Source organism: Rathayibacter sp. AY1F6, from assembly GCF_002932035.1.
GTDB lineage: Bacteria > Actinomycetota > Actinomycetes > Actinomycetales > Microbacteriaceae > Rathayibacter.
In genome coordinates this window covers 67,507-86,235 of the sequence record NZ_PSVD01000007.1, presented here as the reverse complement: position 1 = coordinate 86,235, position 18,729 = coordinate 67,507, and the positions used below count along the sequence as shown (strand labels likewise).

Here is an 18,729-nt window from a genome sequence, read left to right as displayed (position 1 = left end):
AACGGGCGGCGGCGACCGCCCCGGATAGCGTTCGCCCCATGCAGTGGTGGAACGAGTTCATGTCCTGGATCCGCACGAGCGACGGGCACCAGGCGGTCTTCACGGCCGCTGTGGTCCTGCTGGCCGTGGTGGTCGGAGCGATCGTGATCGGCTCCGTCTTCCGGGCCTCCATCGCGCGCCTCATCCGTCAGCAGGATCACGAGCGGAAGAACGCGGTCATCGCGACGCTCGTCGACGCCGCGGTCGACGCCTCGGCCTGGAACGTCCTCAGCAGCCCGGAGCGCGTCCTCAGCGACCGCGCGTCCGCGCAGGCCGAGACGCACCTGCGCCTCCTGCCCGTCAAGGGCTCCGGAGTCGCGGCCAACTGGGCCGCTCACGAGCTCGCCGAGCTGAAGCACACGTCGAGCACCGGCGGCTACCAGACGCAGGCGAGCGTGGGCGAGTTCCGCGACCGCCTCGTGCAGTGGCGGGACAAGCCCGGGCGCGCCCGGAAGGCCTTCCTCGCCGACCTCGAGCGCTGGCGCTTCTCGGAGACGGGTCGAGACCGCTCCGCCGAGTCCGCTCCGTCGTCCGATCGGGCCGCGAGCACCGCCGAGGCCGCTCCCCAGCGCACCGCTCCCCCGGCCGCCGCACCGACCGCCGTCGCACCGGTCGTCGTCGGCGCGGGCTCCGCCTCCGGCTCTGCAGCCCCGCAGACGCCCACGATCGTCCTCCCCGCGTCGGCCGGGGACGCCTCGCAGGAGGAGACCCGCCGCCTGCTCGCCGACGTCGACCGCCTGGAGGTGCCGTCGCGCGAGCGTCCCGTGGAGGAGCTGCCGCCCGTCGACCCGCAGCGCTCGGCTCCTGCCGCCGAGCCGCAGCCGGACGCGGAGCACGACGCGACGCCGTCGGCTCCGGCCGACGGAGACCGCGACGACGTGCCGGCCGACGACGAGGCGGTCGTCCGGGCGGACGAGGCCCGGTTCGAGCGGTCCGCCTCGGACGACGACCGAGGCCAGGACCGCAGCTCGGTCTGAGTGCTCCCGACCACGAGAAGAAGGCCCCGATCGCGAGTGCGATCGGGGCCTTCTCCGTGGTGCGGGCGGTGCGTGTACTGACTAGCTGTGTGCATCACGTGCACGGGCGACTCGGCCGACCAGTACGGCGAGGGGCGCCGCGACGATCGTCCACGCGACGGCGATTCCACCGAGGATGGCGAGGAGCAGCATGGTCGTACCTCCGTTCGTTACGTCGTTGTAATTCCGGACACCCCAAGACTAGGTGCCTGAATGACACTCAAACGACTTCGGGTGGGAAACACGCCGGTGTTGCCTCCGATTTGCCGGTGTGTTACTGGTGGAGCGACCGCGAGTCCTCGTCCGAGGGTCACCGGAGCGGAGGAAAACCCCGTGGGTGCCGGGCGTCACTCCTCGGAGGAGCGCAGCGCCGCCCGAGGAGAGGCCGCGACGCGGTCGAAGGACGGGCGCGAGGCGTCGACGCTGATCCGCACGCCACCGGGACAAGACTAGGGACGGCGACCGGCGCGCTCCCGATCCGATGGTGCCCCCGGCAGGAATCGAACCTGCGACCAAGAGATTAGAAGGCTCCTGCTCTATCCGCTGAGCTACGGGGGCGGACTGCGACCACGATACCGAAGCGCAGGGGCCGCGCCCGCCGGGGCCTAGGCGCCCCGGACGAGTCCCAGCACTCCCACGACCAGGGAGACCACGGCGAGGGCGAGCGACACGCCGATGAGCACCGTGTGCACGCGGAGGAAGGTCGTCGCGCGGCCGTCCGCGTCGCGCGCCCGCGGGTCCTTGCGGACGCGGCGGAGGAAGGGCGGCCAGACGATCGCGTTCCACACGGCGTTGACGATCAGGAGGCAGCAGGCGAGCGTGATCACGAGGGTCCAGTGTAGGAGGAGCGGGACGGCCGGACCGGGTGTCGGCGGCCGCCGATAGACTGCCCCGCATGAGTAGCGCCCCCGACCGTCTTGTCTGGATCGACTGCGAGATGACGGGGCTCGACCTCTCCGTCGACGAGCTCGTCGAGATCGCCGTCGTCGTCACCGACTTCGAGCTGAACCCGCTCGACGAGGGGCTCTCCCTCGTCATCCGGCCCGACGCGACCGCGCTCGAGAACATGGGCGACTTCGTCCGGTCGATGCACGAGACCTCCGGCCTGCTGGTCGAGATCCCCTCCGGCGTCAGCGTCGCGGAGGCCGAGTACGAGGTGCTGGAGTACGTGCTGAAGCACGTCCCGGCCGAGCAGCAGGCCCCCCTCGCCGGCAACTCGATCGGCACCGACCGCGCCTTCCTCGCGAAGTTCATGCCGCGCCTCGACGGCCACCTGCACTACCGCAACGTCGATGTCAGCACGATCAAGGAGCTGGCACGGCGCTGGTTCCCGCGCATCTACTTCAACGCGCCCAAGAAGCACGGCGGACACCGCGCTCTCGCCGACATCCTCGAGAGCATCCGAGAGCTGCAGTACTACCGCCGTGCCGTGTTCGTGGAGCAGCCGGGGCCGAGCACCGCCGAGGTGCAGGCCGTGTCGGCCGCCGTCGTGGACGAGTTCGCCTCGCGGATGTAGTACTCTCGTACAGTTGCTTCGGCGGGTCACCCCGCCGGAACACGCTCCTGGTGGGTATAGCTCAGTTGGCAGAGCGCCTGGTTGTGGTCTAGGAGGTCGCGGGTTCGAGCCCCGTTACTCACCCCAGTGGCTGTGCATGCAGCGGAAGAGGCCCGGAGTTCCGACTCCGGGCCTCTTCGCACATCCGGCGACCGGCAGCGATCGCCGACGCAGAGAGGTCCCGGATGCTCGAGCTGGACGAGGACGCCTTCGAAGCCCTGGTGATCTCCGAGCTCGACGCGCTCCCGGACGACATGGTCGACGGGCTCGACAACGTCGTGTTCGTCGTGGAGGACCGGCCCGAGGACGGGACCCTGGATCTGCTCGGCTACTACGACGGCGTCGCCCTCACCGAGCGTGAGCGCTACGGCTTCGGCGAGATGCCCGACCGCATCGTGCTGTTCCGCGAGCCGCACCTCGCCGCGTGCGACGATCTGGACGCGCTGCGCGACGAGATCCATGTCACCCTCGTCCACGAGATCGCGCACTTCTACGGCATCGACGACGACCGGCTGCACGAGCTCGGCTGGGCCTGATCGCCGCCGAGGGCGAGCCTCTCACCGGCATCCGCGCGTCGCCGCGCTCGGAGGGGACCCCTCAGCCGCGCACCGCTCCCCCGCCGCCCGTGTCCAGCACGAGGTCGGCGTTCTCCCGGGGCCGCTCCCGAGCGCAGTAGGAGCGGAAGTCGCGGTCCCAGGCGTCCCAGTGCGGAGCGAAGAGCTCGCCGTCGCGCTCGAGCGCGCGCACGCGCCGCACCTCGTCGTCGGCCTCGAGCCAGACCACCAGATCGGCGTGGCGGCGCGCGGCGGCGCCGGCCGATCCGCAGCCCTCCAACACCAGAAGCTTCTCGCGGACGGCGCGGCGCCCGGCCGTCGTCCCCGCGGCCCAGTTCCAGGGCCGCCAGTGCGCCGCGAGGCCGAGGCCGTGGGGGCGGACGAGCGTCCCGGCCGTCTCCCGCGACGCCCGGTCCAGGCCCGTCCAGCCGGGGTAGAGGTCGTCCATCCGCACGAGCGCGACCGACGGTGCCGCCAGCGCGAGACGGAGCTGCTCGACCAGCGCGCGCGCGAACGTCGATTTGCCGGAGCCGCTCGGTCCGTCCAGCAGCACCGTCCGACGACGCCGCGCGATCACGGAGCGGGCGAGGTCGCTCGCCGTGTGATCCGTCAGCGGCAGGATCCGCTCAGCCATGCAGGACGAAGCTCCAGGAGCCGGTGACGACGGCGGCGGTCACGGCGACGGCAGCGATCAGCACTCCGCCCGCGAGCAGCAGGAGGTCGCCGGCTCCGAGGCGCGACTGCCGCGCCCAGGTGCGCGGGACGCCGGAGCCGAAGCCCTTCGCCTCCATCGCCGTCGCGAGCCTGCTCCCCCGCCGGATGGCCAGCACGAGCAGCGAGAACGTGCGGGCCGCGAGGCTGCGGAGCGCCTCGACGGGCCCGCGGCCGTCGGCGACCCCGCGGGCCCGGCGGGCCATCGACAGGGTGCGCCAGTCGTCGACGAGCAGACCGACGAGCCGCATGCCGGCGAGAGCGCCGAGCACGAAGCGCGAGGGCAGTCGCAGGATCTGCGCGAGGCCGTCCGCCAGGTCGGTCGGGTCGGTGGTGGCGATGAGGACCACGCTCGGCAGTCCGATCGCCAGGACGCGCAGCGCGATGGCCAGCCCGAGGGCGACGGATCCCTCCGTGACCGAGACGATGAGGAACTCCGCGTAGACGGCGCCGCTGTCACGCCCGTAGAGGACAGTCGAGAGGCCGGCGAGCGGAGCCGCGATCCAGACGGGAGCCGTCCGCCGCACGAGCTCACCCGCCCGGAGCCCCGCGAAGGGCAGAACCAGCAGCTCGAGCGCCAGCGCCGTCGCCGCGGAGACCGCATCGACCGTGAGGAGGAGCGCGAACGCGATGACCAGGCTGGCGAGGAGCTTGGCGACCGGGTTGGCCCGGGCGATCCGGCTGCGCGCGGGAACGGAGTCGAGGAGCGTCATCCCGACACAGCCTCGCGGGCGCCGAGGGTGACGACCGAGTCGGCGAGGGCGGCGACCAGCGCCTCGTCGTGGGTGACGGCGAGCACCGCCGTGCCCGCGTCGCGCTGCTCGGCGAGGAGGTCGACGAGCACCTCCCAGGTCAGGCGGTCCTGCCCGAACGTCGGCTCGTCGAGGACGAGTACGGACGGCGACCGGGTGAGGGCGGACGCGACGGCCAGGCGCCGCTTCTCGCCTCCGGAGAGGGTGAACGGATTGGCGTCGGCGAGGTGCGCGAGGCCGAGGCGCTCCAGGAGCTCCTCCGCCCGATGCCGCTCTGTCTCGTCGCGGGCGCCCAGCGCGAGCTCGGCGCGCACGCGAGCGGTGAGGAACTGGTGCTCCGGCTCCTGGAACACCATCGCGATCCGTCCGGCGAGCTGAGCCGAGGTCCAGCGGATCGGCTCCGGGCCCGCACCGGCGCGGAGCGACTCGGAGGCGGTCACCCGCCCCGCGACCGGCGGCAGGAGACCGGCCAGCGTGAGCGCGAGGGTCGACTTCCCCGCGCCGTTGGGTCCCAGCACGGCCGTGGCCCGCGCGGAGTCGACGGCGAGCTCGAGCCCCGAGGCCACGATGGTCGAGCGGCGGCGCCCGAGGACGGGCCGGCCGATGGCGAGGTCGTGCGCGCTCAGGGCGGCGGGCGAGGGCAGCACGCTCGCCCCGCGCCGGGCGGGGGTGTCACCGGGCAGCCAGACGCCGGAGGCGCGGAGCACGTCGTGCGTTCGATCGAGGACCTCGACCGGAGCGCCGTCGGCGACGACCGCGCCGTCCCGCCCGAGCACCACGACCCGGTCGACGAGGCCGACCCACACGTCGACCCGGTGCTCGACGACGATCAGCGTCGCCCCCGTGCGGGCAGCCGTGCGCTCCACCGCCGCCCGCACCTCGCGTACACCGTCCGGATCGAGGTTGGCGGTGGGCTCGTCGAGGAGCAGGAGCCGCGGACGCATGGCGAGCACACCCGCCAGGGCGAGCCTCTGCTTCTGCCCGCCCGAGAGCGCCGAGGTGGAGTGGTCCAATGGCACGTCGAGCCCGACGTCGCCGAGTGCCTCCCGCACCCGCGCGGGGATCTCCTCGCGCGGCACGCCGAGGTTCTCGCAGGCGAACGCGACGTCGTCGCCGACCCGCGCCAGGACCGCCTGAGTGTCCGGATCCTGCAGCACGAGTCCCGCGACACCGCGCCGGGTGAGCGGCGCGGCTCCGTCGATCTCGAGCTCGCCCGCCGCGGAGCCGTCCTCCTCCCCGCCGAGGACGCCGGCCAGGGCGTGCAGCAGCGTGCTCTTTCCCGCGCCGGAGGGGCCGAGGAGCAGCACGCGCTCCCCCGGCTCCAGCGCGAGATCGAGGCCGGAGAGGGCGTCGCGGGAGCGTCCCGCGTGCCGCCAGCTCCAGCCCCGCGCCCGGACGTAAGCGCCGCTCATCGAGCGCCCGCGCCGGCTCCCTCGACCGTCCGGCCCTCGCGCCCGGAGGCGAAGCGGTCCAGCGCTCCCGAGGCCGCGAGCCCCCGCACCGCGAACCAGGACAGCAGCCCGGCCAGGAGCGCGCCCGAGACGATCGAGGAGACGACGTAGACGGTCTTGAAGAGCGCGTCGTTGACGGCGTAGTACGACAGCAGGTCGTTGATCGCGAGGGCCAGCCCGGCACCGGCACCGGCCAGCATCGCGACGAGCGGACGGCCGCTGCGGTAGAGGAAGAGCGCCAGGACGATCTCCGCGCCGAGTCCCTGCACGAGTCCGGAGATCAGCACGGTGAAGCCCCACTGGGTGCCGATCAGAGCCGACACGGCCGCGGCGACCAGCTCGGTGTAGAGCGCGGCTCCGGGCTTGCGGATGATCAGGCCGCCGAGGACGCCGGCGAAGAGCCAGCCGCCGCCGAGGAGCCCGCCGAGCCCGGGCAGGAACTCGAAGGCGAGGCCGAGGACGTTCGTCGCCAGGCCCCAGGCCCAGAAGACGATCCCGCTCGCGACGGCGACGACGCTCGCCACCACGATGTCGACGACCCGCCAGCGCAGATCGCGCCGGGCCGGGGCGGAGGAGGTGAGGTTCTGCGCGTTCGTGTTCTGCGCGTTCGTGTTCTGCGCGTTCGTGTTCTGCACTGACGTGTTCTGCGCGTTCGTGTTCTGCACTGACGTGCCCTTTCGTGGAAGCGAATGGAGGGCACGGGTTGGTAAGAGGAGATCGAAACGTTCCTTCGCTGGCATGACCCAGATCAGGTTCGACGGTCGAAGGCTGCTGCCTTCCTCTCAGCCCGGTGCACCGGACTCCCGTGTTCGTCGGCAATCATAGACGTCATGTCGTGGTCGGTGGTCGTCGTCCTGGCCGTGCTGCTGATCGTCCTGCTGCAGGCCCTGCTCTGGCAGCGCCGTGCGCGGATCCGCCGCGAGCTGCTCAGCTACGGCACGCGGGTGCCGGCGCGCGTCGTCGGGCCGGATCCGGCACGCGGCGATCGCGATTCGGCACGGGATCTGGGCAGGCTCCTGGTCGTCTACCGGACTGCCGAGGGTGTGGAGAAGCGCGCGCAGAAGTACCCGCTGAAGCGGGGGGACGCGTGGATGGCCGGTGAGCCCGCCGCGGTGATCTACGACCCCCGCCGGCCGGACGACGCCGAGCGTCTGATCGTCGGCTTCGGCCGGACGAAGAAGAAGTGGTACCACGCGCGCCAGCAGCGCGCCAGCTGACGCGGGGCCGCTCCGGCTACTTCTTGAGGGCGCGGATGATGCGCGCGAGGGCCTTGCCGGTCACCCACACGAAGGGGATGCCGACGGCGAGGACCGAGATAACGTTCGGCTGGAACCGCAGGCCGAGGTCGTCCTTGATGTACGCGCCGATCGGGATGACCGTGGCGCCGCCGCCTCCGCCGCCGCCCTCCTGGCCGTCCTCGGAGCCGCTTCCTCCGCCGAAACCGAACCAGCGGAGGGCGACGGGGACGAGCGAGACGCCGTCGACGGTGACGGGCTCGCCGTAGATCGTCGCGGTACCCGCGGTGGTGACGGTGTCGGCCAGGGAGACTGCGATGTTGGGCATGGTGCGACGGTACTCCGCGGCTCTCCGCGGCGACAAGCGGCCCGCCGGGGCGCACAGGACTCGTCCATGGACCTCCGGGGACCTGCTGTCATGATCGACGGATGTCCGCCCGCACCCGCCGCCGCCCCGTGCGCTCGGCCGCGGTGGCGGTCGCGAGCCTCGTGCTCGCCGCCTTCCTCGCCTTCCACCGCGCGCTGCCCGATCCGATCGGCTGGCTGTCGGTCCTCGAGGTCGGGATCCCGTGGACGGGGCTCGTCGTGCTGCTCCTCATCGCGGCCGCGGCGGCCCTCCGGTCGCGCCGGACGGCGGCCGCGGTCACCGTGCTGGCGATGGTCTACGGCGTGCTGGTGCTGCCGGTCGCGCTTCCGGCGCCGGCCGTGCGCTCCGGCTCGTTCACCGTCGTCAGCCAGAACATCGAGACGAGCAGCGACGCCGGTGGGCTCGCCGCCTCGCTCGCCGCCCGCGGCCCCGACGTGATCGCGCTGCAGGAGCTCGACGGAGACGCGGTGGACGCGGTCGACGCCGAGCTGGCCGACGAGTACCCGTACTCGTCCGTCTCGAGCACCGTCGGCGTCTGGAGCCGGACCGAGCTGACCGACGAGGAGCCGCTCGACCTCGGTCTCGGCTGGGAGCGCGCGCTCGCCGTCGACGTCGACACGCCGGTCGGCAGCGCGCGCCTGTTCGTGGTGCACCTGGCCTCGTTCCGGCCGGGCGACCACGAGGAGCGGGACACCATGCTCTCGAACCTCGCCACCGCTCTTCGAGACGACGCGTCGGAGCGGACACTGGTCATCGGCGATTTCAACACGCCGACGGACGACCACCTGTTCGCTCCGGTGCTGGCGGAGGCGGGTCTCGTCCGCACGGGTGGAGTCGGCTTCCCGGCGACCTGGCCGTCCCTGCTGCCGCTCGTCTCGCTCGACCACGCGCTCGCCGACGGCGTCACCGCCGCGACCGTCGCGGTCCTGCCGCCGAACGGCTCCGACCACCGCCCGATCAGTCTGACGATCGGTTCCGCGTAGCGAGCGTGTCGCTGAGGTCGATCCCCTTGGCCGACTCGGGAGCCGACCGGGACAGGAGCGAGGCGGGACGCACGGCCCCGGAACCGAAGCGGGCGGCCACGCCGTCGACCGCGAGCTCCGCGTCGCGCCAGTCGTCGGAGTCGCTCCACAGGGAGAACGCGACGTCGTCGCCCTCGACAAGCTGCTCGCCGCGCACGCCGATCAGCCGCACGGGCCGCCGCATCGGGTTGGCCGCCTCGAGCAGCGCGGAGGAGGCCTCGTAGAGGACGCGGGCCACGTCCGTCGCCTCGACGAGCGTGCGGGAGCGGGTGAGGGTGCTGAAGTCGCCGAAGCGCACCTTCACCGCGACGGTGCGGCAGCGCACTCCCGAGCGGCGCATCCGCACGGCGACCTTGTCGCAGAGCCGCAGCAGCTCACGACGGACGAGCTCGGGGTCGGCCACGTCGTCGGCGAACGTGATTTCGTGTCCGGCGCTCTTCTCGATCTGGCGGGTGTCGACCGGCCGGGGATCCACCCCGTTCGCCAGGGCGTGCAGGCGCCTCCCGGTCGCCTCGCCGAGGGCGGACACCAGCGACGGCAGCGGCGTGGTCGCGACGTCGGCGACGGTGCGCAGACCGCGGCGCAGAAGCGCCTCCTCCGTGCTCGCGCCGACTCCCCACAGCGCGCTCACGGGCAGCGGATCGAGGAACTCGCGGACGCCGTCGGCGGGGACGACCAGCAGACCGTCGGGCTTAGAGCGGCCGGAGGCGAGCTTGGCGACGAACTTGGTGCTGGCGATCCCGACCGAGCAGGTCAGCCCGAGCTCGGCGTGCACCCGGCGGCGGATCTCGGTGCCGATCGCGAACGGTGAGCCCGAGATGCGGCGGGCACCCGCGACGTCGAGGAACGCCTCGTCGATGCTCAGACGCTCGACCAGCGGCGTGAAGGAGTCGAAGATCGCCATGACGCGGCGAGAGGCCTCGCGGTAGCGCTCCATGTGCGGCTCGAGGACCACGGCCTGCGGGCACCGGCGGAGGGCGACCGCCATGGGCATCGCCGAGTTGACGCCGTAGCGGCGCGCCTCGTACGTCGCCGCTGTGACGACGGAGCGCGCTCCGTGGTGGCCCACGATGACCGGCCTCCCGCGCAGATCCGGCCGGTCGAGCAGCTCGACGGAGGCGAAGAACGCGTCCATGTCGATGTGCATGATGCTCGCGCGCGGGTCGTCGAAGGGCTCGGTCGTGACCTGCCGCCCCGTGCCGTCCTGCTTGCTCACGCGGTGCCGTCCTGCTCGCTCACGCCGTGCCGTCCTGCCTGCTCACGCCGCTCCGTCCTGCTCGACCACACCTCCGGAAATGATCGCACCCACCACCGACATCGGCTTCCCGGCCGCTGCGCCCGGGCCGGCCGGGAATGAGCGCCGACCACTCGCGGTTGACCCGAGCACCACGACGCTCCGGAGAGACCATGACGCACGAGCAGCCCGACTCCCCCACCGCCACCGAGACCGGCCCCGGCGCCGAGATGAGCCGCTGGCTCGATCTGCAGGACCGCGCCCACCGCGCCTTCGAGCTCCGGCTGAGCGCCGTCGAGGACTGGTCTGCCCCCACGCCCGACACCGAGTGGGACACGCGCGCTCTGGTGCTGCACGTCGTCCGCGAGCAGCAGCGCGCGCACACGCTCCTCTCGGGCGGCGACGAGTCGGCGCTGCGCCTCGAGTCGGTCGCCACCGATCTGAGGAGCGAGTGGCGCCGCGTGACCGACCGCCTGCGCGTCGCTGTCCGCACCGTCGACCCGGCGGCGACCGTGCAGCTGGGGCGCGACACCGTCAGCGCCGTCGAGCTGCTGCAGGAGCAGACGGCAGATGTGACCGTCCACGCCTGGGACCTCGCCCGCGCGACCGGCAGCGACGAGCGGCTGGACGAGGAGCTCGTCGCAGCGGTCTGGGAGCTCTTCGCACCCCAGGAGGAGACCCTGCGCGCGAGCGGCCTCTACGCCGCGCCCGTGCCGGTCGACGACGCCGCCTCCCTCCAGAGCCGCCTGCTCGCCATCACCGGACGCGACGACCGCCTCGCCGCCTGACGGCCCGGCGCCCGGACGCCGTCAAGGCCTGGGGGCGTCCAGGGACGCCGCGGCAGGATGGAGGGGACCACGAACACGGGGCGACCCGCCCCGACGAGGAGAGGAACGTCCATGACACGCATCGCCGTCATCGGAGCCCACGGCAAGGTGGGGCAGCAGATCCTGCACCTGCTCTACGACGCCGGCCACGAGTCGGTCGGAGTGATCCGCAACCCCGATCACGCCGAGGACATCGTCCGGCTGGGCGGCGAGCCGCTCGTGCACGACCTCGAGGACACGACGCCCGAGGCCTTCGCCGAGGCGCTGGGCCACGTCGACGGCATGGTCTTCACCGCCGGAGCCGGACCCGACTCGGGCCCGGAGCGCAAGCGCACCGTCGACCTGGGGGCGTCCGTCCTCAGCCAGAAGGCCGCCGCGATCGTCGGGGTCCAGCACTTCGTGCAGGTCAGTGCGATCGGTGTGGACGAGCCGCTCCCCGAGGACACGGAGGAGGGCTGGAAGGCCTACGTCGAGGCCAAGCGCGACGCCGACGCGGCACTGCGCGACTCCGGCCTCGACTACACGATCCTCCGCCCGGGCGGGCTGACGGACGACGAGGGCACCGGCACGATCACGCTCGGCACCTCCGTCGAGAAGGGGAGCATCCCGCGAGCGGACGTCGCCGCGACGGTGATCGCCGCCCTGGCGCAGCCGACCTCCATCGCGAAGACGTGGGAGATCGTCTCCGGTCCCACCCCGATCGAGGACGCGGTGGCTCAGGGAGCCTGAGCCCCGGCCCCTCCTCCTAGAGTGGGGCGGGTGAGCACCCACCCGCCCCGCCCCTGGATCCGCAGCTACGCGCCCGGCGTGCCGACGGAGCTCGAGCTCCCGACCGGCTCGCTCGTCGACATCGTCACCGAGTCGGCCGAGCGCTATCCCCACCAGGTCGCGCTCGAGTTCTTCGGCCGTTCGACCAGCTACTCCCAGCTCGCCGACGAGGTGGAGCGGGCCGCCGAGGGCCTCCGCCGCCTGGGCGTCCGCGCGGGCGATCCGGTCGCCCTCGTCCTCCCGAACTGCCCGCAGCACGTCGTCGCCTTCTACGCCGTCCTCCGGCTCGGCGCCGTGGTGGTCGAGCACAACCCGCTCTACACCCCGCGCGAGCTGCGCCACCAGTTCGAGGACCACGGCGCTCGTGTCGCGATCGCCTGGAACCGCGTCGTGCCGACGGTGCAGGACCTCCCGGCCGATCTCGGCGTCGAGACCGTCGTCGCCGTCGACCTCACCCGCGCGATGCCCGCCTCGATGCGCGCAGCCCTCCGCCTGCCGCTGAAGAAGGCCCGGGAGTCGCGCGCCGCGCTGACCGGGCCGGTCCGCGGTGCGATCGAGTGGGAGTCGCTGCTGAGGCGGCGGATCGACCCGGCGCACCCGCGCCCGGTCGCGGAGGACCTCGCGGTCATCCAGTACACGAGCGGCACGACCGGCACGCCCAAGGGCGCCGAGCTGACCCACGCGAACCTGACGGCGAACGCCGCCCAGTCGCGCGCCTGGGTGCCGACGGTCCGCCGCGGCGACTGCGTGGTCTACGCGGTGCTCCCCATGTTCCACGCCTACGGGCTGACGCTCTGCCTCACCTTCGCGATGAGCATGGGCGCGCGCCTGGTGCTGTTCCCGAAGTTCGACCCGGAGCTGGTGCTGAAGGTCGTCAAGAAGCACCCCGCCACCTTCCTCCCGGCCGTTCCGCCGATCGCGGAACGCCTGGCGCGCAGCGCGCAGCAGCGGGGCGTCTCCCTGCGCGGCATCGAGATCGCCATCTCCGGCGCGATGCCGCTCGACCCGGCGCTGGTCGACTCGTTCGAGGCGCTGACCGGAGGCACGCTCGTCGAAGGCTACGGCCTCTCGGAGACCTCTCCGGTCCTGATGGCCAACCCGGTCGGTCCGACGCGACGCGCCGGGACGGTCGGGCTTCCGCTGCCCGGCACGGACGTGAGGATCGTCGACCCCGAGGATCCCGACACGGAGGTGGCGACCGGCGAGCAGGGCGAGCTGGTCGTGCGCGGTCCGCAGGTGTTCCGGGGCTACCACCGCAAGCCCGACGAGACGGCGGCGACCTTCACCGGCGACGGCTGGTTCCGCACCGGCGACATCGCGACGATCGACGAGGACGGCTTCGTGCGCATCGTCGACCGGATCAAGGAGCTCGTGATCACGGGCGGCTTCAACGTCTCGCCGTCCGAGGTGGAGGAGGTGCTGCTCCGCCTGCCCGAGATCAAGGAGGTGGCGGTGGTCGGCCTGCCCGATCCGCGCAGCGGCGAGTCCGTGGCGGCGGCGGTCGTCCTGGAGCCGGGCGCGCAGCTCGACGTCGCAGCCGCCCGCAAGGCCGTCCGGGAGGCGCTGACGCCCTACAAGGTGCCCAAGCGGATCACCGTCGTCGACGAGCTGCCGCGGAGCATGATCGGCAAGGTCCTCCGCCGCCAGGTGAAGGCGATGCTGACCGACGAGGACTAGCCCGGAACGAGCGAGGGCCCCCGACCACTGTCCGTGATCGGGGGCCCTCTGCAACGAGGCTAGAAGCCGAAGTCGCCGCCTCCGAAGTCGCCGCCCCCGCCGAAGTCGCCTCCGCCACCGAAGTCGCCTCCGCCACCGAAGTCGCCGCCGCCGGAGTCGCCCCAGCCGCCGCCGTCTCCGGCGTCCGCACCGGAGGCGTCCGCACCTCCCGCATCCGCTCCGCCGTCGGCCGAGGCTTCTCCCCCGCCGTCACCACCGGCGTAGTCGCCTCCCGCGTCGGGGAGGAACGCGCCCGCGATGGCCGAGCCGATCGCGAACCCGGCGATCGTGCCGAGCATCGAGGAGGCGAGGACGCCGCCGAAGCCCATGCCTCCGCCGCCGGAGAAGCGCCGCTCCATGAATCCGGGCTGGCGCAGCTCGCTCCTCGTGGCGGACTGGGCGAGCGTGCGGGGGTCGTCGTCCTTCGGCGCGTCGCCGACAGGGGCCCCCTCGCTGAGCTCTCGGAAGACCTGCTGGCGCTGCTCCGGGGTCAGCTGCTCGAAGGCCTCGCGGTGCACCTGCTCGATCGCCTCGGGCGGCGCGGTGCGGAGGAGGTAGCGGTAGCGCTCGATGGCACGCTCATCGTCAGTGCGCGGAGACGTCGCCGGAGGGGAGCCGTACTCGGGCCTGCGGTCCGCGGCCTGCGGCGGCGCGTACGTCGAGCGGCGTGCGCTCTCGGGCTGCTCGTCGCGGCCCAGCAGTCGGTCCAGGAATCCCATGATCTCCTCCTCGGCGCCCGACGGACGCACACCGCCACGGTAGGCCTCTCACCGCTCCGGGTGCTGAGCGTTCTCTCAGAGGCTGCTCGGAGCGGAGGCCTCGGTCACTTCTGCTTCGGGATGACCACCCACATCACGAGGTAGGCGATGATCTGCGGCCCCGGGAGGAGGCACGAGAGCACGAACAGGAGACGCACCACGAAGGGGCTCCAGCCGAATCGGCGGGCGAGACCGGCACAGACGCCGGCGATGATCCTGCCCCGACGGGGGCGCACGAGAGTAGCCATGACTCCACTCTGGCGCAGGGCGCCTGAGCGGGGCATCCGGGAAACCCCCTAGGTCTGCGCGGGAGTCCCGTCGAGCTCCTCGGGCCGGAACGCTCCGACCGAGCGGGCGAAGGCGGCGGCGCGCTCGGCGTCGGCCTCCGGCCAGACCACGTGGAAGCGCTCGAAGACCACGTCGCCGATGCCGCCCGGTGAGACGCGGGCGAAGTAGCGGCGGTGGCCGTCGAGCCAGGAGGCGCGCGTGCGGTCCCCCTCGCCCTCGGCCCAGGCGAACGCGTCGTCGACGGAGTCGAGCGGACCGGTCCGCACGTCGTCCGTCACGAGGACGACACGCGCCGCTCCCGCGCCGTCGCAGACGATCCAGTGGTCACCCGCGACGGGCGCCCCCTCCTCGGCGAGGGACGCCGTGGCCGTCTTCACTCCGCGCCGCACGAGGCCCAGCAGCTCGTCCGCCATCGCCGTGCTGTCGCCGAACGCCTCGACCGGCGGGAGCGCCTCGTCGACTCCCGGATGCGCGGAGCGGTACTCCGCCCAGAGGAGCGCCGCCGAGGCGGCGTCGGTGTCGGGGAGGGAGGTGCGCTCCGGCGCGGCGGGCACGAGCGCCACGATGTTCGCCCCGGCCAGGGAGGCGGGATCGTCGGGGTGGTTGTCGGGCGTGGTGACCGTGTCGAAGGGCCAGTGCTGCTGGAGCCAGCGGCGCGCGTAGGCGTCGAGCTCCTCCTCGAGCCGCGAGCCCCGGACGGCGGGGACGACCCACCAGGAGGCCTCGGCGGAGTCGCCGCCGCCGGGCCGGACGCTCAGAGCGCCCAGCGCCTCGGTGCGGTCCGGGCCGACGAGCAGGAACGCGTGCGCTCTGCCCGCACGCGACTCCTCCTCGAGGCGCAGGAGACCGCGCACGTCCTCGCCGAGGGACGCCGACGGCAGGGCGGCCGGATCGTCCCCGCGGAGGAGAGCCGCGAGCCACGGTCTCTGCTCGCCGATCACCGCGTGCAGGAGGTCCGCGTCGCTGGAGACGAGAGGACGCAGGAGGGCGCCCGCCGGCAGCTCGAGCCGCGCGGGAAGGGGCGCGTCGCCGGTTCCACCGCTCATGACCGCACCTCCCCGCGCACCGGCTCAGCCGGCCGCGCGCTCCAGGACGAGCTCGCGGACGCGGGCAGCGTCGGCCTGCCCCTTCATTGCCTTCATCACGGCACCGATCACGGCACCGGCGGCCTGCACCTTGCCGTCGCGGATCTTCGCGAGCACGTCGGGCTGCGAGGCCAGTGCCGCGTCGATCGCCTCGATGAGCGCTCCGTCGTCCGAGACGACCGCGAGTCCCCGGGCGTCGACGACCTCCTGCGGGGTGCCCTCTCCGGCGATGACGCCCTGGAGGACCTCGCGGGCGAGGCGGTCGGTCAGCGTGCCGCTCTCGATCAGACCGGCGAGCTCGGCGACCTGCGCCGGAGTGACCAGGGAGGCCGGGTCCTCGCCCGCCGCGTTCGCGAGGCGCGCGATCTCCCCGGTCCACCACTTGCGGGCCGCCTGCGGAGCGGCTCCCGCGGAGACGGTCTCGGTGATCTCGACCAGCAGGCCGCTGTTGGCGACGTCCTGGAACTCGAGGTCGGTGAAGCCCCACTCCTGCTTGAGGCGGCGGCGGCGGTCGGCGGGCTTCTCGGGGAGCGCGGCGCGCAGCTCCTCGATCATCTCGGGGCTCGGCACCACCGGGAGCAGGTCGGGCTCTGGGAAGTAGCGGTAGTCGTCGGCGTCGCTCTTGGGCCGTCCCGCGGAGGTGCGGCCGGTGTCCTCGTGCCAGTGGCGCGTCTCCTGCGTGATCGTGCCGCCCGCGGCGAGGATCGCCGCCTGGCGCTGGATCTCGTAGCGGACGGCGCGCTCGACCGAGCGGAGCGAGTTGACGTTCTTGGTCTCGGTGCGGGTTCCGAGCTTCTCCTGGCCGATCGGGCGGAGCGAGACGTTCGCGTCGCAGCGCAGGTTGCCGCGCTCCATCTTGGCGTCCGAGATGCCGAGCGCCAGCACGATGTCGCGGATCGTCGCGACGTAGGCCTTCGCGTACTCGGGCGCGCTCTTCCCCGCGCCGTAGATGGGCTTCGTGACGATCTCGACGAGCGGGACCCCCGCTCGGTTGTAGTCCACGAGCGAGTACTCGGCGCCCTGGATGCGGCCGGTGGCGCCGCCGACGTGCGTGAGCTTGCCGGCGTCCTCCTCCATGTGCGCGCGCTCGATCGGGATCTGCACGAGCGAGCCGTCGGCCAGCTCGATCTCGACCGAGCCCTCGAAGGCGATCGGCTCGTCGAACTGCGAGATCTGGTAGTTCTTCGCCAGGTCCGGGTAGAAGTAGTTCTTGCGCGCGAAGCGGCTGGACGGGGCGATCGAGCAGCCCAGGGCGAGGCCGAGGCTGATCGAGTAGCGGACGGCCTGCTCGTTCACGACCGGCAGCGAGCCCGGGAGGCCGAGGTCGACCGGGGTCACGTTCGTGTTGGGCTCGGACCCGAACTCGTTCGGCGCGTCCGAGAACATCTTGGTCTTCGTGTTGAGCTCGACGTGCACCTCGAAGCCGAGCACCGGCTCGAAGGTCTCGAAGACCTCGTCGTAGTCCATCAGCTCGGGAGCGGACGTGTGCGCGGAGGCCATCAGACGGCACCTTCCTCGGTCGCGGAGAGCACGGAGTGGGTCAGGTCGGGGGCCTGCGCGAGGAGCGGGCGGCCCCACTTCTCCTCGAGCAGCGCCTCGAGCGCGGCGCCCACGGTGTAGAGGCGCACGTCCTCCCGGGCGGGAGCGAGGAACTGGATGCCGACGGGCAGCCCGTCCTCGTCGGCGAGGCCGGCGGGGACGGAGATGCCGGGGATGCCGGCCAGGTTCGCCGGGATGGTCGCGACGTCGCCGCGGTACATCGCCAGCGGATCGTCGAGCTTCTCGCCGAGGCGGTAGGCGGTCGTCGGCGCCGTCGGCGAGGCGATCACGTCGACGTCCGCGAAGGCCGCGTCGAAGTCCCGCTGCACCAGGGTCCGGACCTTCTGCGCGCTGCCGTAGTAGGCGTCGTAGTAGCCGGCCGAGAGGGCGTAGGTGCCGAGGATGATCCGGCGCTTGACCTCGGGGCCGAAGCCCTGCTCGCGGGTCGCGGACATGACCTGCTCGACCGTGCCGCCGCCCTCCGGCGTGACCCGGAGGCCGAACCGGACCGAGTCGAACTTGGCGAGGTTGCTGGAGGCCTCCGCGGGGAGGATCAGGTAGTAGGCGGCGACCGCGTGCTCGACGCTCGGGAGGCTCACCTCGACGACCTCGGCTCCGGCGCCCTGAAGGATCTCGAGCGCCTCGTGGAAGCGCGCCAGCACGCCGGGCTGGAAGCCCTCGCCGCCGTCGAGCTCCTTGACCACGCCGATCCGGAGGCCCGTCACGTCGGCGCGGCGCACCGCGTCGGCGAAGGAGGGCCAGGAGTCGCGCAGCGACGTCGAGTCGCGCGGGTCGTGGCCCGCGATGACGTCGTGCAGCAGCGCGGAGTCGAGGACCGTCCGGGAGACGGGGCCGATCTGGTCGAGGCTCGAGGCGAGCGCGATCGCTCCGTAGCGGGACACGCCGCCGTAGGTCGGCTTCACGCCGACGGTGCCGGTCACGTGCGCGGGCTGACGGATCGATCCCCCGGTGTCGGAGCCGAGGGCCAGGGGCGCCTCGTAGCTCGCGACGGCCGCGGCGGACCCGCCGCCGGAGCCGCCCGGGATGCGGTCGAGGTCCCACGGGTTGTGGGTGGGGCCGTAGGCGCTGCGCTCGGTGGTCGAGCCCATCGCGAACTCGTCCATGTTGGTCTTGCCGATCGGGACCAGCCCGGCCTCGCGCACCTTGCGCATGACGGTCGCGTCGTAGGGCGGGCGCCAGCCCTCGAGGATGCGGGAGCCGCTCGTGGTCGGCATGTCGTTCGTGACGATGACGTCCTTGACCGCGAGAGGCACCCCGGCGAGGGGGTGCAGCGACTCGCCGTCAGCCCGCCGGCGGTCGATCGCCTCGGCGGACGCGACCGCGCCCTCGCGCGCGACGTGAAGGAAGGCGTGGACCGCTCCGTCGACCGCGTCGATGCGCTCGAGGTGGGCGCGGGTGGCCTCGACCGAGGAGACCGAGCCGTCGGCCAGCTTCTCGGAGAGGGCGGACGCGCTGAGGCGGACGAGCTCGTCGCCGTGCGCGCTCACTGCTCCTCCCCCAGGATCGCGGAGACCTGGAAGCGGCTGCCGTCGTGCTCGGGCGCGCCGGAGAGCGCCTGCTCGAGCGTGAGGGTCTCGCCGACCACGTCGGGCCGGAAGACGTTCTCGAGCGGGATCGGGTGGCTGGTCGCCGGCACGTCGGGCGTGGCGACGGCCTGGACCGCGCGCACGGAGTCGACGATCTGGCCGAGCTCCCTGGTGAGGCTCCCGATCTCGTCGGAAGTGAGGTCGATCCTGGCCAGCTGGGCCAGATGGGCGACCGTGTCGGCCGTGATCTCGGACATGCGTCTCC

Annotated in this window: 21 protein-coding genes, 2 tRNA genes and 1 riboswitch; of the genes, 9 read left to right on the top strand and 14 right to left on the bottom strand. The window is 72.8% G+C overall.

The annotated features are described in order from the left end of the window. The first annotated feature begins 38 nt into the window (after positions 1–38). Positions 39–1,016, top strand: a complete 978-nt coding sequence (locus C5C44_RS08405; RefSeq protein WP_104223716.1) for a hypothetical protein — start codon at positions 39–41, stop codon at positions 1,014–1,016. Between the two features lie 521 nt (positions 1,017–1,537). Here C5C44_RS08405 and C5C44_RS08400 read toward each other — a convergent pair. Continuing rightward, positions 1,538–1,613, bottom strand: a tRNA-Arg gene (locus C5C44_RS08400). Positions 1,614–1,660: 47 nt separating this feature from the next. After that, positions 1,661–1,882 carry an SCO4848 family membrane protein gene (locus C5C44_RS08395; RefSeq protein ID WP_104223717.1) on the bottom strand — a complete coding sequence of 74 codons (222 nt, stop codon included), beginning with the start codon at positions 1,880–1,882 and terminating at the stop codon, positions 1,661–1,663. Between the two features lie 68 nt (positions 1,883–1,950). Between C5C44_RS08395 and orn the strand changes: the two genes are divergently transcribed. The 3 genes from orn to C5C44_RS08380 all read left to right on the top strand — a co-directional run bounded on the left by orn (position 1,951) and on the right by C5C44_RS08380 (position 3,146). Beyond that, positions 1,951–2,571, top strand: coding sequence for an oligoribonuclease (gene orn, locus C5C44_RS08390; RefSeq protein ID WP_104223718.1), 621 nt, complete (start codon positions 1,951–1,953; stop codon positions 2,569–2,571). Between the two features lie 50 nt (positions 2,572–2,621). After that, positions 2,622–2,697: transfer RNA gene (locus C5C44_RS08385), tRNA-His, on the top strand. Between the two features lie 98 nt (positions 2,698–2,795). Beyond that, complete coding sequence (locus C5C44_RS08380) at positions 2,796–3,146, top strand: metallopeptidase family protein (protein ID WP_104223719.1); 351 nt, start codon at positions 2,796–2,798, stop codon at positions 3,144–3,146. A gap of 61 nt (positions 3,147–3,207) precedes the next feature. On the opposite strand, the gene C5C44_RS08375 is transcribed toward C5C44_RS08380, so the two are convergent. From C5C44_RS08375 to C5C44_RS08360, 4 genes are read right to left on the bottom strand one after another with little or no spacing between them, the layout of a single operon-like run. Continuing rightward, positions 3,208–3,798: an AAA family ATPase gene (locus tag C5C44_RS08375; protein ID WP_219827841.1), complete on the bottom strand. Its 591-nt coding sequence runs from the start codon at positions 3,796–3,798 to the stop codon at positions 3,208–3,210. Next, a complete protein-coding gene (locus C5C44_RS08370; RefSeq protein ID WP_104223720.1) occupies positions 3,791–4,588 on the bottom strand; it encodes an energy-coupling factor transporter transmembrane protein EcfT in 798 nt (265 codons plus the stop codon). Before C5C44_RS08370 ends, C5C44_RS08375 begins: the two co-directional genes overlap by 8 nt. After that, on the bottom strand, positions 4,585–6,039 hold the full coding sequence (locus C5C44_RS08365; RefSeq protein WP_104335676.1) for an ABC transporter ATP-binding protein: 1,455 nt from the start codon (positions 6,037–6,039) through the stop codon (positions 4,585–4,587). The genes C5C44_RS08370 and C5C44_RS08365 overlap by 4 nt, the downstream gene beginning before the upstream one ends. After that, positions 6,036–6,743: an ECF transporter S component gene (locus tag C5C44_RS08360; RefSeq protein ID WP_374953969.1), complete on the bottom strand. Its 708-nt coding sequence runs from the start codon at positions 6,741–6,743 to the stop codon at positions 6,036–6,038. Before C5C44_RS08360 ends, C5C44_RS08365 begins: the two co-directional genes overlap by 4 nt. A gap of 43 nt (positions 6,744–6,786) precedes the next feature. After that, a riboswitch (TPP riboswitch) is annotated at positions 6,787–6,894 on the bottom strand. A 14-nt stretch (positions 6,895–6,908) separates the two neighbouring features. Between C5C44_RS08360 and C5C44_RS08355 the strand changes: the two genes are divergently transcribed. Further along, entirely contained in the window at positions 6,909–7,295 is a 387-nt protein-coding gene (locus tag C5C44_RS08355; RefSeq protein WP_104335675.1) for a DUF3592 domain-containing protein, read from the top strand. Between the two features lie 16 nt (positions 7,296–7,311). Here C5C44_RS08355 and C5C44_RS08350 read toward each other — a convergent pair whose 3' ends face one another. Beyond that, positions 7,312–7,641 carry a hypothetical protein gene (locus C5C44_RS08350; protein ID WP_104223724.1) on the bottom strand — a complete coding sequence of 110 codons (330 nt, stop codon included), beginning with the start codon at positions 7,639–7,641 and terminating at the stop codon, positions 7,312–7,314. A gap of 101 nt (positions 7,642–7,742) precedes the next feature. Here C5C44_RS08350 and C5C44_RS08345 point away from each other — a divergent pair, with 101 nt between their 5' ends. Next, positions 7,743–8,663, top strand: coding sequence for an endonuclease/exonuclease/phosphatase family protein (locus C5C44_RS08345; protein ID WP_104335674.1), 921 nt, complete (start codon positions 7,743–7,745; stop codon positions 8,661–8,663). Here C5C44_RS08345 and dinB read toward each other — a convergent pair. Next, the gene (gene dinB / locus C5C44_RS08340; RefSeq protein WP_104226745.1) at positions 8,638–9,918 is read right to left on the bottom strand and encodes a DNA polymerase IV; all 1,281 of its coding nucleotides are present in this window, start codon (positions 9,916–9,918) and stop codon (positions 8,638–8,640) included. The two genes, C5C44_RS08345 and dinB, sit on opposite strands and share 26 nt — an antisense overlap. Positions 9,919–10,109: 191 nt before the next feature. Here dinB and C5C44_RS08335 point away from each other — a divergent pair, with 191 nt between their 5' ends. From C5C44_RS08335 to C5C44_RS08325, 3 genes are all read left to right on the top strand, one after another. After that, positions 10,110–10,724: a TIGR03086 family metal-binding protein gene (locus tag C5C44_RS08335; RefSeq protein WP_258059445.1), complete on the top strand. Its 615-nt coding sequence runs from the start codon at positions 10,110–10,112 to the stop codon at positions 10,722–10,724. Positions 10,725–10,835: 111 nt separating this feature from the next. Then, positions 10,836–11,492 (top strand): SDR family oxidoreductase, encoded by a 657-nt coding sequence (locus C5C44_RS08330; protein ID WP_104223727.1) that lies wholly within the window; start codon positions 10,836–10,838, stop codon positions 11,490–11,492. 30 nt (positions 11,493–11,522) lie between these two features. Next, a complete protein-coding gene (locus C5C44_RS08325; protein ID WP_104308734.1) occupies positions 11,523–13,208 on the top strand; it encodes a long-chain-fatty-acid--CoA ligase in 1,686 nt (561 codons plus the stop codon). A 59-nt stretch (positions 13,209–13,267) separates the two neighbouring features. Here the strand turns inward: C5C44_RS08325 and C5C44_RS08320 are convergent, their stop codons facing one another. The 6 genes from C5C44_RS08320 to gatC form a co-directional block, all read right to left on the bottom strand. Then, positions 13,268–13,966, bottom strand: coding sequence for a hypothetical protein (locus C5C44_RS08320; protein WP_104335690.1), 699 nt, complete (start codon positions 13,964–13,966; stop codon positions 13,268–13,270). A gap of 104 nt (positions 13,967–14,070) precedes the next feature. Further along, a complete protein-coding gene (locus tag C5C44_RS08315) occupies positions 14,071–14,253 on the bottom strand; it encodes a PspC domain-containing protein (protein WP_104223873.1) in 183 nt (60 codons plus the stop codon). A 48-nt stretch (positions 14,254–14,301) separates the two neighbouring features. Then, complete coding sequence (locus tag C5C44_RS17000; protein WP_104335673.1) at positions 14,302–15,339, bottom strand: ASCH domain-containing protein; 1,038 nt, start codon at positions 15,337–15,339, stop codon at positions 14,302–14,304. A 24-nt stretch (positions 15,340–15,363) separates the two neighbouring features. Then, entirely contained in the window at positions 15,364–16,878 is a 1,515-nt protein-coding gene (gene gatB, locus C5C44_RS08305; protein ID WP_104283580.1) for an Asp-tRNA(Asn)/Glu-tRNA(Gln) amidotransferase subunit GatB, read from the bottom strand. Then, the gene (gene gatA, locus C5C44_RS08300; protein ID WP_104247609.1) at positions 16,878–18,425 is read right to left on the bottom strand and encodes an Asp-tRNA(Asn)/Glu-tRNA(Gln) amidotransferase subunit GatA; all 1,548 of its coding nucleotides are present in this window, start codon (positions 18,423–18,425) and stop codon (positions 16,878–16,880) included. Before gatA ends, gatB begins: the two co-directional genes overlap by 1 nt. Continuing rightward, positions 18,422–18,721, bottom strand: a complete 300-nt coding sequence (gene gatC / locus C5C44_RS08295; protein WP_104223877.1) for an Asp-tRNA(Asn)/Glu-tRNA(Gln) amidotransferase subunit GatC — start codon at positions 18,719–18,721, stop codon at positions 18,422–18,424. Before gatC ends, gatA begins: the two co-directional genes overlap by 4 nt. Positions 18,722–18,729: the final 8 nt, after the last annotated feature.